The sequence below is a fragment of the Bacillus cereus group sp. MYBK101-2 genome, assembly GCF_051918845.1.
Taxonomy (GTDB): Bacteria; Bacillota; Bacilli; order Bacillales; family Bacillaceae_G; genus Bacillus_A; species Bacillus_A paranthracis.
Window position 1 is genome coordinate 1 of the sequence record NZ_JBQAIE010000002.1, and the last position, 13684, is coordinate 13684.

Genomic DNA, 13684 nt, shown 5'->3' on the forward strand with positions numbered 1-13684 from the left:
TGTGAAAAGTGAAGCTAGCTTCACTTTTCACATACCAAATCATTATAAATTCATACTGGATAAACCAATGTATTGGGCCTTATCAAATTACACAGACTTCTTGACGGAACCAATATATCGAACACAACTTGAAATATATCAACGATTTTTTCAATATATCGACGATTCGACATAGGATATCGACTTACCGACACAAAACGACAATATTAAGAAGCACGGTTATTGTTCGGGAAATTATTATTGGAACATAGCATATAGAATGTACATACTAAATAGCACCATTATAAGCTGTAACGCACAAGTTACACAGCCAACGCAACGACAACTCGCTTTACTCATCATCATGTATTTGCTCATACTAGAAGTAGATAGGTGAGAAACATAGTATGATTTTTAGTGAACGCTTAAAAGAAGAACGAGAAAAATGAAAGAAATCCCCTACACTAGCTGTTCTTTTCACTTAAATTGTGTACTATAAAGGATAGGACGACATAAAGAAGGGGACATATAGAATGGAATTTCATGAACAAAAGATTTTGCCGGCAGTGAGGCAAATTAAAGATTTGGAAAAGCTATTACATAGTTCGTATGAGTATATCGTTATTTTAGATATTCATGTCGGTCAATTGAAGAGTGTTATATCGCTTGCGAAGCAATATTGTAAAAAGGTGTTTTTACATGTGGATTTAATTCATGGTTTGCAGAGTGATGGGCATGCGACGGAATATTTATGTCAGGAGTTTAGACCGTACGGGTTACTTTCAACAAAGGCGAGCGTCATTATGAAGGCGAAGCAAAAAGGTGTTGTGGCAATTCAGCGTATCTTTTTAATCGATTCGAGTGCAATGGAGAAGAGTTGCAATCTTTTAGAAAAGACGAAGCCGGATTATATAGAGGTGCTCCCAGGAGCGTTAACGGACGTGATCGCTGAAGTGAAAGAGCGTACTGGTGTACCGATTTTAGCGGGTGGTTTCATTCGTACTGTTGATGATGTAGAGAGAGCTTTAAATGCTGGTGCGACAGCAATTACGACATCAAAACGCGAACTATGGAAACATTACCAAAAAAAGTGACGAAAATGTGAAATAATTCTGTTGACACCGCTTTCATTAACAGTTAACATTATAGACAAGTTAATAAACGTGACGGAGAAAAGTAGAGATCCACATTTCATTGTTTCTATATAAATTTATATAGAAGCGTGCAAAGCTGTGGGTCTTTTTCTTTTGACAAAAACGAATGGCCATTCATTTTACCTCTATCACATTTGGAAGCGTTTAAATTGATTGTGGAGGGATACTATGTCAGCATTTTTAGGAGAGTTAATAGGGACTGCGTTGTTAATCGTACTTGGTGGCGGCGTTTGTGCTGGTGTAAGTTTAAAGAAGTCGTTTGCGAAAGATTCTGGTTGGATTGTTATTACAATGGGCTGGGGCTTAGCGGTAGCGGTTGCAGCGTATGCGGTTGGATCAATTAGTGGAGCACATTTGAATCCAGCTTTGACGATAGGATTAGCATTTAAGGGAGCGTTCCCATGGAGTGACGTACCTGGTTATATCGCAGCACAAATGATTGGAGCAATTATCGGGGCAGTTATCGTATATTTACATTACTTACCACACTGGAAAGAAACAGAAGATCCAGGAACAAAGTTAGGCGTATTTGCAACAGGTCCAGCAATTCCGAACACATTTGCAAACCTATTAAGTGAAATGATTGGGACATTCGTTTTAGTATTTGGTATATTAGCAATTGGTGCAAATAAATTTGCAGATGGATTAAATCCATTTATCGTAGGTTTCTTAATTGTAAGTATTGGTTTATCATTAGGTGGAACGACAGGATACGCAATCAACCCAGCACGTGATTTAGGTCCGCGTATCGCGCACTTCTTCCTTCCGATTGCAGGAAAAGGTGGTTCAAACTGGAAATATGCATGGATTCCAGTAGTAGGTCCAATTTTAGGTGGATCACTGGCAGGATTATTCCATCAAGTTGTATTTGAAGGAAAACAAAATGCAGCACTTATTTATGTGATTATTGCAACTGTGATTGTACTAGCAATCTCTTATATGACAAGTAAAAAAAGTGGAAGCAATACAAATAGTAGAAAAGTAGCATAAGGGGGAAACCATTATGAAAAAATATATTCTTTCATTAGACCAAGGAACAACTAGCTCACGCGCAATTCTTTTCAATAAAAAAGGTGAAATTGTTCATTCAGCTCAAAAAGAATTTACACAACATTTTCCAAAGCCAGGTTGGGTAGAGCATAACGCGCAAGAAATTTGGGGATCTATTTTAGCAGTTATCGCAACTTGCTTAAGCGAAGCAGATGTAAAACCAGAACAAATCGCTGGTATCGGTATTACGAACCAACGTGAAACAGCGGTTGTATGGGATAAAACAACAGGCAAACCAATTTATAACGCAATCGTATGGCAATCTCGTCAAACAGCTGAAATTTGTGATGAGTTAAAAGAAAAAGGATATAGCGAAATGGTTCGCGAAAAAACAGGTCTTTTAATTGACGCATACTTCTCTGGTACGAAAGTAAAATGGATTTTAGATAACGTTGAAGGTGCAAGAGAGAAAGCAGAAAACGGCGATTTATTATTCGGAACAATTGATACGTGGCTTGTATGGAAACTATCTGGTGGTAAAGCGCACGTAACGGATTACTCAAATGCATCACGTACGTTAATGTTTAACATTCACGACTTACAATGGGATGATGAACTTCTAGACATGTTAACAGTACCAAAGAGCATGCTTCCAGAAGTACGTCCATCATCTGAAGTGTATGGAGAAACAATTGACTATCACTTCTTCGGTCAAAATGTACCGATTGCAGGTGTAGCTGGTGACCAACAAGCGGCATTATTTGGACAAGCTTGTTTCGGTGAAGGTATGGCGAAAAATACTTACGGAACTGGTTGCTTCATGTTAATGAACACTGGTGAAAAAGCAGTAGCTTCTGAGCATGGCCTATTAACAACAATTGCATGGGGAATAGATGGTAAAGTAAACTACGCATTAGAAGGAAGTATTTTCGTAGCAGGTTCTGCAATTCAATGGTTACGTGACGGAATGCGCATGTTTAAAGATGCAAGTGAGAGTGAAGTATATGCGAATCGCGTTGAATCAACTGACGGTGTATACGTTGTACCAGCATTCGTAGGTTTAGGTACACCTTACTGGGATAGTGAAGTACGCGGCGCTATGTTTGGTGTAACGCGCGGTACGACGAAAGAGCACTTCATTCGTGCAACACTAGAATCTTTAGCTTACCAAACAAAAGACGTATTATGCGCAATGGAAGCAGATTCAGGTATTGAACTAAAAACATTACGCGTTGATGGCGGAGCAGTTAAAAATAACTTCTTAATGAAGTTCCAAAGTGATATTTTAGACGTTCCTGTAGAGCGTCCGGTAATCAATGAAACAACAGCTTTAGGTGCAGCGTACTTAGCTGGTCTTGCGGTTGGATATTGGAAAAACCAAGATGAAATTAAAGAACAGTGGCATATGGACAAACGCTTTGAACCAACGATGGAAGCGGAAACAAGCGAAGAGCTATATGCTGGATGGAAAAAAGCAATTGAAGCAACAAAAGCTTTCAAATAATCATAAACAGTGTTATAATGGTGACAAGTTAATAATTCGGTAGGAGATTTGGAGAGACCACAACACGCTATAGAGGCGAAATCTATAGCGGAGTTTGTGGTCTCTTTTTTCGTTATCAAAGGGAGGAATTACCATGAAATTTTCAAGTAAACAACGTAAAGACGTATTAAACGGAGTAAATAAACAAGAATTAGATGTGATCGTAATTGGTGGAGGTATTACTGGTTCTGGTATTGCATTAGATGGAGCAACACGCGGGTTATCAACAATTGTGTTTGAAATGCAGGACTTTGCAGCAGGTACATCAAGTCGTTCAACGAAGCTTGTACACGGTGGTCTACGTTATTTAAAACAACTTGAAGTGAAAATGGTAGCAGAGGTGGGTAAAGAGCGTGCGATCGTATATGAGAACGGTCCCCATGTAACAACACCAGAGTGGATGTTACTTCCGTTCCATACAGGTGGTACGTTCGGATCATTCAGTACATCAATTGGTCTTCGTGTATACGACTTCTTAGCAGGTGTAAAACGAAGCGAGCGCAGAAAAATGTTTAACCGTGAAGAAACGCTGAAGAAAGAGCCTCTTGTAAAACAAGAAGGATTAAAAGGCGGCGGTTACTACGTAGAATATCGCACTGATGATGCGCGTCTTACAATTGAAGTAATGAAAGAAGCAATTGAGCACGGTGCAAAAGCTGTTAACTACGCAAAAGTAGATAGTTTCTTATATAAAGATGGAAAAGTATGTGGTGTACGTGTAATCGATTTACTAGATGGTGAAGTATACGAAGTTTACGGTAAGAAAATTGTAAACGCAGCTGGTCCTTGGGTAGATACACTTCGTGAAAAAGATAACTCGAAAAAAGGAAAAGTACTTCAGTTATCAAAAGGTGTTCACTTAGTAATTGATCAAAAACGTTTCCCATTAGGGCAAGCAATTTACTTCGATACACCAGATAAACGTATGGTATTCGCGATTCCACGCGGCGGGAAAACTTATGTAGGTACAACAGATACGTTCTATGATAAAGACGCAGCTGTACCACAAATGACAACAGAAGATCGCACGTACATCATTAATGCGATTAACTACATGTTCCCAAGCGTAAAAATTACGGAAAAAGACATCGAGTCAAGCTGGGCTGGTGTTCGTCCGTTAATTTACGAAGAAGGTAAGAGTGCATCTGAAATTTCTCGTAAAGACGAAATTTGGACTTCTGAATCTGGTTTAATTACAATCGCAGGTGGTAAATTAACAGGATACCGCAAAATGGCTGAAATGGTAGTAGACTACGTAACGAACTTACTACAAAAAGAAGGCCATAGTGCATATCCGAAGAGCTCAACGAAACATATGCCAATCTCTGGTGGACATGTAGATGGATCTAAAGGATTACCAGCATTTATCGCGAAAAAAGCAGGAGAAGGTACGAAATACGGTTTAACGACAGCACAAGCAGAAGAATTCGCAAAATTCTACGGCTCTAACGTAGACGTACTGTTCGAATTAGCGAAAAAACATAAAGACGAAGCGAAAGAATACAACATGCCGCTAGACGTTCTAATCCCACTTGTATACGCAATGGATTACGAAATGACAGCAAAACCAGTCGACTTCTTCGTACGTCGCAGAGGCGCTGTATTCTTCAACATTCACTGGGTATACGAGTGGAAAGAAGCAGTAATCAACTACATGGCTGCAAAACTAGGCTGGAGCAAAGAAGAGCAAATGAAATACACAGCAGAACTAGAAAAAGCATTAACAGACGCTGTCATTCCTGTAGATCAACAAGAACATGCAGCTGCATTAGCGTAAAATAGAGAAACACCTGAAGAGAACCTCTTCAGGTGTTTTTTTATCTTGACTAAAAATAAATAAAATGTGTTACAATGATGGTAGAGTATATAGTATGAATTTTGCATAAAATAAAGAAGACAGAAGCCTGAGAAACTTCTGCCTTTGTAACCTAACTTGCTATTGTGGTGGTAGTAGGTGCGGTTATAAGAAAATTACATTAACGTTTTAGCCGAGAACCGCCCTTACCTTTTCCACGAAGCAGGGTGGTTCTCGCTTTTTTGTATACAGAAATTAGCCATGGACCGACGTATCTTCTACCGATGACAACGCCAGCTCCGGTTAGGATACCATACATTAATTTCATTACAAACATCGCGATCATATTATCACCTCCCCCTTTTTTCGAAATGGAAGAGATGATTACCACACCTACTAGTTATAGCTTATTAAGTTACATTTTAATTGTATTATGTTTTAAAATAGGGAACAAGACAAATGGATGAAAAGCCCTAGTTTTAAATGGTTGGGTAGTGTGTAAAGCGTGTTTTGTCATATACAACTTATTTGTGACCGCCTACAAGTTAAGGTTTTCATTCAACCTTGTTAAATAAACAAACATAACTAAAAAATAAGGATAATGATAACAACGTTCAGATGAAATAAACAACAGAACTAGAAAAGCAGTAGATCAACAATAGCAAGCAGCTGCGTTATGTATAGAAATTCAAATACTATACTTGTATTTTATAACTCGAAAACCTAATATTTAGTTTATTGAGATAAGTGTAATACAAAAAAATAAGATACCGATATGAGGTGTATCATGAAAAAATTAATTACTTACGACCCTGCAATCCAGATGGCATATCTGTATGTAATTCCATTCACTTCAGAAATTGAGATTGAATCAACTGAAGAATTGGAAGAAAATCCGACATTAAATTTAGATATAGATCAATTCGATCGTATAGTGGGGATAGAGTTTTTTGGAGAAAATGCTCGTAAATTAAAAGAATTAACAAATAAGAGTAAAATATATATAAAGAAAACTTCAAATGATAATACATACATATACTCATTTAGACTTTCTCAGGATACTCATTTGCAAAAAGTGTTATTTCATAATATCGTATTTTATTTTTCGGATAAGAAGTATGAAGAATTTATCGGTTTTGATATTATGAAGCCCTCTTTGTATGGCTATGAGATATTAGATTCTTTAAGTGAGTGTTAGGAAGAAGGGGGACCCATGATTAAATGGGTTCTTTTTTATTTAGCGGTTTTTGAAGAAGAATTTCAAAATGAAAGAGCGCCTTGGGAGAAAGACGCTCTTTAGGTGAATGTAGTGTAATAACTATTCGGTTTATTATATGTAATTTGCTGAGGAAGTGTTTTATAAAAAATGTTATTATCAATTACATTTTTTTATTTAATTTATAAAACTTTTCCATACAGTGCGTCGTCTAATATATGGGAAGGAGGAAATGCTGTGGATGAATTAACGGTAGAAGCGTTTGAAATAGAAGATAAGGAGGACCTTATCGACGAAATCATGAACAAGTATGGACAAGAAGTCTTACAGCTTGTGTATTCATATGTGAATAATAAAGAGGTTGCGGAGGATTTAACGCAAGATATATTTGTGAAATGCTATAAATCTCTTCATACATATAAAGGGAATTCGAACTTAAAAACATGGTTATGGAGAATTGCAATCAATCATTGTAAGGACTATTTAAAAAGTTGGTATAACAAAAAAGTTATCGTGACAGAGTATGACTTTACGTATATGGGGAGTCAAAAAGAAAGTGTGGAACAAACTGTCATTCAAAATGCGGAGGATCGTGAACTGACTTCTGCAGTAATGAATTTACCGATCAAATATCGAGAAGTGATTTATTTATTTTATTATGAGGAATTATCAATTAAAGAGATTGCTACAGTAATAGAAGTAAAGGAAAATACGATAAAAACGAGACTGAAAAAAGCAAAGGAGCTTTTGAAGAAAGGATTGGAGGAATAATCACATGGAAGATCGATTAAAAGGTTTGCGAAAATCAATGGAGAACACAACGTTTAAACATTTGAGTTTTTCTGATCAGCACCAAAAGCGGGTGCGCGAAAAAATCAATCAATCGTCCGAAAAAGAAGAAGATATCCTTTTAGCAGTGTTGCAACTTCTTATGAATGAAAAAACAGGTTATGAATTGATGCAGCTGTTGCGGGGGAGAGGGATTCAAAAATTCGAAGGTGATGAAGGGTCTCTATACACTTTATTACATCGGCTAGAGCAGAATCGCTTTATCCAATCTAGCTGGGACCACGCGGGAGCTAAATATTATCAATTAAATGATAAAGGAAACAAGATGGTACGAAAGGCAGAGAAGAATGCTACGAAGGCACGATTTATATTAAAAGGATTAGTACAGGAGTGAGAACAAATTGAACAAAAAAGGGGAGCATTTTTTAAAAGAGGTTACGAACCATATTAAATCAAAAGAAGCGAAGGACTTGGTGGCAACGGAACTAGACTTTCACTTAAAACAGGCGAAGAATATGTGGATAGAAAAAGGGTTAAGTGAGGAAGTTGCTGAAGATAAGGCCGTTGAACAAATGGGGAGTCCGATTAAACTGGGGCAGGAACTTAACAAACTTCATAAGCCAAAGGTTGATTGGTTTTTAATTGGTTTATTAGTGGCTGCGATGGGGTTAGGGTTTTTGCCGGTTATAGCCTTTGGATACATGAATGATTTACTAATGGATAAGGTGATAGCTGTTGTTCTTGGTATTGCAACAGCGTTAGGGATGATGCTGATTGATTACCGAAAATTAGAAAGACTCGGATGGCTGTTTTATACAATTGGGGTACTGATCTTGTTAATGATATACTGTTTTCCGAACGCTTCGATACTTGGAGAACGGATAATAAAAGTTGGTCCTATTGCAATTGATCGTTTAATGTCAGTACCGTTCTTTTTTCTAGCTTGGGCTTCTTTTTTCAATAAGGGGTACAGTCAGGAAAATGCGGATTTACAACGCTAAGCCCATTTCCCCGACTATTCCCCCAGTTTTAACAACGTTAAGAAAGTTTCAAGGGTCTTAAAGAATCTAACGAGACCATTTTCTCCGAATTAAAATGGTATTCTCCAAGTAAATTAATATGTTCCCAACCTAGAGGTGACATATGGTGCAATAATTCTTCATTAAAACTACCTGACCGTTTTTGATATTCAACTGCCTTTGTTAGATGTAAAGTATTCCAGATACTGATGGCATTGATAATGATGTTTAAGGCACTGGCTCTTTGCAATTGATGCTGTATGGTTCGTTCCCTAAGCTCTCCTTGTTTTCCGAAGAAAATAGCTCTTGCCAGTCCATTCATGGCTTCTCCTTTATTCAATCCTTTTTGTATTTTTCTTCTTAATGATTCATCCGAAATATAATTCAAAATAAAGATCGTTTTTTCTATTCGGCCCATCTCACGTAAGGCTGTAGCCAAGCTGTTTTGTCTTGAATAAGAACCTAATTTCCCCATAATAAGGGATGCTGAAACTGTTCCTTCCCTTATAGAATGAGCTAATCGCAAAACATCCTCATAATTCTCTTTAATGACCTTTGTATTTATTTGTCCACGTAAAATGACTTCTAATTTTGGATACTCACTTGCCTTATCTATTGTAAATAATTTCGAGTCTGATAAATCTCGTATTCTTGGAGCAAATTTAAATCCTAATAAATGGGTCAGTCCGAATATTTGGTCTGTGTAACCAGCCGTGTCTGTATAATGCTCTACTATATTTAGATCCGTCTCATGGTGTAACAAACCATCCAAAACATGAATCGCATCCCTTGAATTAGTATGAATAATCTTTGTGTAATAAGAAGAAAATTGATCACTTGTAAAACGATAGATGGTGGCTCCTTTTCCAGTTCCATAATGTGGGTTTGCATCTGCATGTAGCGATGAAACGCCTATCTGCATTCTCATACCATCGGACGAGGATGTTGTACCGTCTCCCCAATAGGAGGACAATTGCAATTTGTGATGAAAATTTACTAATACGGCTTGGGCTTTATTCATTGCATCTTCATACATGCGCCATTGTGATACATTGGCCAATTGCTTATATGTAAGTCCGGGTGTTGCTTCAGCCATTTTGCTTAAACCAATATTCATTCCCATTCCTAAAAGAGCAGCCATAATCATAATTGTTTCTTCTTTATCCGGTTTTCGATTATTGGAAGCATGAATAAATTGCTCATGAAATCCTGTTATATAAGCAATATCCATCAGTAAATCGGTTAATTTTATTCTTGGTAGCATCTGATACAGGCTTGCACTAAATTTTTTTGCTTCTTCTGGAACATCTTTTTCTAAGCGTTCAATTGACAGCTTTCCTTTTTCAAGAGAAACCCCGTCTAACTTGTTGGAATTGGTAGCTAACCACTTTAACCTTTTGTTAAGGCTGCTGGTTCTCTCCGTCATATAATCCTCGAATGATAAACTAACTGATAATCTTGTATTCTCCTTCGTTTGATTCCATGTATCTTCTGAAAACAAATATTCTTCAAAGTCTCTATATTGTCTGCTGCCAACAATGGAAACATCTCCTGCCCTAACATGCTCCCGAAGTTCTGTTAAAACAGCCATTTCATAGTAATGACGATTGATTGTTGTACCATCATCCTCGTATAAATGCTTTTTCCAACGTTTTGAAATAAAATCCACAGGTGAGTTATCAGGCACTTTTCGCTTTCCGGATTCGTTCATTCCACGGATAATCTCAACAGCTTGTAAAAGTGGCTCATTTGCTTTTGTAGAATGAAATTCCAATACCCTTAATAGCGTTGGCGTATATTTTCTAAGTGAATAAAATCGTTTTTGCAGTAAGTCTAAATAATCATAGTCGTCAGGGCGTGCAAGCTCCTGAGCTTCTTCGACCGAAGAGACAAAAGAATTCCATTCGATAACGGATTCTAAAACCTCAAAAACGTCTAATTTTTCCTTTTTTGCTTTGATTAAAGCTTGTCCGATGTTCGTAAAGTGTATAACTTTCTCATTCAGCTTTTTACCGTTTTGTTTCTGAATTTCCTCTTGAGCCTTACGGCCTTTTGATAACAGACTAAGTATTTGTCTATCATGAATTTCAAAAGCTTTATCCGTTAACTCTTGAGTAAGATGTAATAAATAGACGGTTAATATCGAATATCGCTTATTTTCTTGAAAGTCACGGAATGCATATGGCTCATATCTTGAGCCTAAGCGAGATAGTTGAAACAGGCGATTGCGATGCAAATGACTAATTTGTACCGTTTCTAATTCCATTCCTCGTATGTATTCGAGTCGTTCTATTACTTTTAGAAATGTTTCGGGTGAAGGATGACCCGGCGGTTCCTTTAACCAACCCAATATCGTTTTATTGGATTCGGATGGATGCTGCGAAGTAATGATCTCTTCAAGCTTTCCTTTTTGTTCATTTGTAAGAGATTGACTAACAGTATTAAACAGTTTCTTTTCAGCCATTGCCCTTGCCTCCCACACCATTCTTTCAAGTGTAGTAATAGCAGGCAGTATGATTTTGTTTTTTCTTAGAAAATCTATACATTCATGTAGTAGATGTATGGCATCGCCATTTTCAAAAGCTAATTGATGAAGATGCTTAAATGCTATTCGATATTCTCTTAGAGTAAAAGTTACAAAGTCGTATTCACTTCGAAGTTCTTTCAAATGATCCCAAAGTGTATTTTCTCTTTGAGGATAAAGACTAATCGAAGATGGAGTGGCACCGATTTGTTTCGATATATAATGTATGACTGATTCCGGGATGCTTTTGATATGAGTGTATGGCCAACCGGGATACCGAAGAACAGCTAATTGAACAGCAAACCCTAAACGGTTTTCTTCTCTCCTTCGCTTATTAACTATTTCTAAATCCCGTTTGGAAAAAGTGAAGTAGGTCCCCAATATCCATTCATCTTCAGGGATTTGCATAAAATCCTGCCTCTGTTCCAGTGTAAGCAATTCTCTACCTCTCGCAATTTTCATTCAGTATCATCCCATTTCCATAATTATTCAGTTAATTAGTTCAATTATATATCAATAGAGTGTGCCCTATTGAGAAGAAATTCTTTCCTTGATATTATTAGTCTCAGAGACTCTCAATAACACTTATCAAAAATATATTTGAAATGAGGAGAAAAATGGTCTATGGATACGCTCGTGTAAGTGCACAAGATCAAAATCTAGATACACAGATTGAACAGCTCATGAAATATGGAGTAGATGAAATTATTAAAGAAAAAGTAAGTGGAGTAACAAAACAAAAGCCAGAGTTAGACACTATACTGTCAAAACTAATTACTGGGGATACTTTGGTTGTAACTAGAATGGATCGTTTAGGTCGAAATACCATTCAGCTATTACAATTAGTAGAACAACTTCGGGAAAAGGATGTTCACTTTGCGATTTTAAATTTAGGAATTGATACAAGAACTCCAACGGGCAAGTTCTTCTTAACTGTCATGGCTGCCTTTAGTGAATTAGATCGTGAAATGATTAAAGAAAAACAACATGCGGGAATAAAGCTAGCAAAACAAAAAGGAGTATATAGAGGAAGAGTGAAGAAATACACAGATAAACATCCTGGCATGAACCATGCAATTGAATTACGAAAACATACCAATAAAACAGTAAAGGAAATATGTCAGATTACAGGAGTGAGTCAGGCCGCTCTATATCGTAGATTAAAAGAACTTGAATAAAGTTCTTTTTTATATTTGTAATTAAATCCCAGAGTGGCCCCTCATCTCCCGAATCGTTTCCGTACCCCAATTGTGAAAAAATCAGGAAAATAATACATAAGCGAATAATTTCATGAGAAATGAAGAGAATATGAATGATAAATGAAGGAGGAATGTAACTATGTCATTAACACCTTATGACCCATTTAGACAATTAGTAAATATAAGAAGAGATTTTGACCGTATCTTTTCTGACCTACCGTTTGATTTTAGTGGGGACAAAGAGCACTTTGGAAGTATTAAGGTAGATGTGCATGAAAGTGAAAATGAAGTTGTTGCAACTTGTGATATACCGGGACTTGAGAAAAAAGAAGACGTAAACATTGATATTGAAAATAATGTATTATCGATTAGCGGTTCTATAAACAAAACAAATGAAACAAAAGAAAAAAATATGTATAGAAAAGAACGTTACACAGGTAGTTTTCACCGAGCTATAACACTTCCGAGTCTTGTATCTACCGAGGGAGTATCAGCAACCTATAAAAATGGTGTATTAGAAGTAAAAATGTTAAAGACTACACCAAATAATAAAAAGAAAATTGATGTGGAATTTCATTAAAATGAGCAAATTATATGAAGTTATGAAAGAATTTGATAAGGATTATTTGCAGGAGATATCTAATATGCAACCAGAATTAGTGGATTTGCTTATATTAACTTGTCATTCTTCAAATAATAAGAAGAAAGCTATATTAGATGAACTTGCTCATAACATTAAGTCATCATATATTAAAAACAATATTAACTAATCTTCCGATTAGAACTATCTAAACAAGGGGGTGTCGAATTTGGCATCCCTATTGTTGTAACAAAGTTAAGAGGTAAAAAAAATGCCCTTACTGTATTTTCTTTATTTTTTGTGAGTTTTCACCTAAAGATACATAAGAAACTATGTATAGATTGTTGTAAGAACCAAATCTATTATACTAGAGTAATACAGGGTATCTATTTTGAATAAATTCAAACTTCGTTCAATTAATTACCTCGGTAGATAGTATTTAACATAAGGATAACTTATCCCCCCCATTCCTTGCTTATTATTGCATAGAGGTAATTTCTTTTTCTACTTCTTCTTGAATTACATTGTTGAAAATAAGTATGCAAATAAATGTACTTTAACTAAACTGTTTTAATTCAATAACTACATATAGAAAGCTCAAAAATACATTATTTTACTTATTAAAATGTATTATTGTCTCTTTGTTACTTATCTTTGCCTTATAAAATCAGAAAATGATTAACAGATGTCTTGTTATTAGAGGATGCAATTCACTATAAAATGTGAATGATAACTTCCAGTAATGTGTTTCAGTTATTATAGCAGAAATTGTGTCATTCTACTTGATGTTCACAATTGGCTAAAAGAATGAACCATGCGTTAAACTTCATTGAAAATAAAGAAATAGACTACAAGGGGTCACCATACCCAAAAAAGAAAATTGTACGTTTAGACAC

The 13684-nt window shown here is 36.2% G+C and carries 12 protein-coding genes and 1 pseudogene; 11 read left to right on the top strand and 2 right to left on the bottom strand.

What is annotated here, in order from left to right; translation table 11 throughout:
- The first annotated feature begins 512 nt into the window (after window positions 1-512).
- The 4 genes from glpP (at window position 513) to glpD (ending at window position 5443) form a co-directional block, all read left to right on the top strand.
- Complete coding sequence (gene glpP, locus ACTFSI_RS05265) at window positions 513-1073, top strand: glycerol uptake operon antiterminator GlpP (protein ID WP_000394287.1); 561 nt, start codon at window positions 513-515, stop codon at window positions 1071-1073.
- A gap of 228 nt (window positions 1074-1301) precedes the next feature.
- Window positions 1302-2123, top strand: a complete 822-nt coding sequence (glpF, locus tag ACTFSI_RS05270) for a glycerol uptake facilitator protein GlpF (protein WP_001272193.1) — start codon at window positions 1302-1304, stop codon at window positions 2121-2123.
- 13 nt (window positions 2124-2136) lie between these two features.
- Window positions 2137-3627, top strand: a complete 1491-nt coding sequence (gene glpK / locus ACTFSI_RS05275) for a glycerol kinase GlpK (protein WP_000759991.1) — start codon at window positions 2137-2139, stop codon at window positions 3625-3627.
- Between the two features lie 133 nt (window positions 3628-3760).
- Window positions 3761-5443 carry an aerobic glycerol-3-phosphate dehydrogenase gene (glpD, locus tag ACTFSI_RS05280; protein WP_044792646.1) on the top strand — a complete coding sequence of 561 codons (1683 nt, stop codon included), beginning with the start codon at window positions 3761-3763 and terminating at the stop codon, window positions 5441-5443.
- 199 nt (window positions 5444-5642) lie between these two features.
- On the opposite strand, the gene ACTFSI_RS05285 is transcribed toward glpD, so the two are convergent.
- Entirely contained in the window at window positions 5643-5807 is a 165-nt protein-coding gene (locus ACTFSI_RS05285) for a hypothetical protein (protein WP_000561155.1), read from the bottom strand.
- A gap of 441 nt (window positions 5808-6248) precedes the next feature.
- Between ACTFSI_RS05285 and ACTFSI_RS05290 the strand changes: the two genes are divergently transcribed.
- The 4 genes and pseudogenes from ACTFSI_RS05290 to ACTFSI_RS05305 all read left to right on the top strand — a co-directional run.
- Window positions 6249-6659, top strand: coding sequence for a DUF2283 domain-containing protein (locus ACTFSI_RS05290; protein ID WP_070805415.1), 411 nt, complete (start codon window positions 6249-6251; stop codon window positions 6657-6659).
- A 255-nt stretch (window positions 6660-6914) separates the two neighbouring features.
- Window positions 6915-7448 carry a sigma-70 family RNA polymerase sigma factor gene (locus tag ACTFSI_RS05295; RefSeq protein WP_138322366.1) on the top strand — a complete coding sequence of 178 codons (534 nt, stop codon included), beginning with the start codon at window positions 6915-6917 and terminating at the stop codon, window positions 7446-7448.
- Between the two features lie 4 nt (window positions 7449-7452).
- Window positions 7453-7860, top strand: coding sequence for a PadR family transcriptional regulator (locus tag ACTFSI_RS05300; protein WP_042874536.1), 408 nt, complete (start codon window positions 7453-7455; stop codon window positions 7858-7860).
- A gap of 7 nt (window positions 7861-7867) precedes the next feature.
- Window positions 7868-8428: pseudogene (locus ACTFSI_RS05305) on the top strand (permease prefix domain 1-containing protein); the annotation flags it as partial.
- Between the two features lie 76 nt (window positions 8429-8504).
- Here the strand turns inward: ACTFSI_RS05305 and ACTFSI_RS05310 are convergent.
- On the bottom strand, window positions 8505-11471 hold the full coding sequence (locus ACTFSI_RS05310) for a Tn3 family transposase (RefSeq protein WP_440045258.1): 2967 nt from the start codon (window positions 11469-11471) through the stop codon (window positions 8505-8507).
- 155 nt (window positions 11472-11626) lie between these two features.
- On the opposite strand from ACTFSI_RS05310, the gene ACTFSI_RS05315 reads away from it, so the two are divergent.
- From ACTFSI_RS05315 to ACTFSI_RS05325, 3 genes are all read left to right on the top strand, one after another.
- Window positions 11627-12187, top strand: coding sequence for a recombinase family protein (locus ACTFSI_RS05315; protein WP_000262479.1), 561 nt, complete (start codon window positions 11627-11629; stop codon window positions 12185-12187).
- Between the two features lie 160 nt (window positions 12188-12347).
- Window positions 12348-12788 (top strand): Hsp20/alpha crystallin family protein, encoded by a 441-nt coding sequence (locus ACTFSI_RS05320; RefSeq protein WP_000060050.1) that lies wholly within the window; start codon window positions 12348-12350, stop codon window positions 12786-12788.
- Window positions 12789-12852: 64 nt separating this feature from the next.
- Window positions 12853-12978: a hypothetical protein gene (locus ACTFSI_RS05325; RefSeq protein ID WP_255256528.1), complete on the top strand. Its 126-nt coding sequence runs from the start codon at window positions 12853-12855 to the stop codon at window positions 12976-12978.
- The last annotated feature ends 706 nt before the right edge of the window (window positions 12979-13684 follow it).

Coding starts and splice junctions, on each gene's coding strand:
- glpP (WP_000394287.1), top strand. CDS start 513: ATGGAATTTCATGAACAAAAGATTTTGCCGGCAGTGAGGCAAATTAAA.
- ACTFSI_RS05320 (WP_000060050.1), top strand. CDS start 12,348: ATGTCATTAACACCTTATGACCCATTTAGACAATTAGTAAATATAAGA.
- ACTFSI_RS05285 (WP_000561155.1), bottom strand. CDS start 5,807: ATGATCGCGATGTTTGTAATGAAATTAATGTATGGTATCCTAACCGGA.
- ACTFSI_RS05300 (WP_042874536.1), top strand. CDS start 7,453: ATGGAAGATCGATTAAAAGGTTTGCGAAAATCAATGGAGAACACAACG.
- ACTFSI_RS05290 (WP_070805415.1), top strand. CDS start 6,249: ATGAAAAAATTAATTACTTACGACCCTGCAATCCAGATGGCATATCTG.
- ACTFSI_RS05315 (WP_000262479.1), top strand. CDS start 11,627: ATGGTCTATGGATACGCTCGTGTAAGTGCACAAGATCAAAATCTAGAT.
- ACTFSI_RS05325 (WP_255256528.1), top strand. CDS start 12,853: ATGCAACCAGAATTAGTGGATTTGCTTATATTAACTTGTCATTCTTCA.
- glpD (WP_044792646.1), top strand. CDS start 3,761: ATGAAATTTTCAAGTAAACAACGTAAAGACGTATTAAACGGAGTAAAT.
- ACTFSI_RS05310 (WP_440045258.1), bottom strand. CDS start 11,471: ATGAAAATTGCGAGAGGTAGAGAATTGCTTACACTGGAACAGAGGCAG.
- glpF (WP_001272193.1), top strand. CDS start 1,302: ATGTCAGCATTTTTAGGAGAGTTAATAGGGACTGCGTTGTTAATCGTA.
- glpK (WP_000759991.1), top strand. CDS start 2,137: ATGAAAAAATATATTCTTTCATTAGACCAAGGAACAACTAGCTCACGC.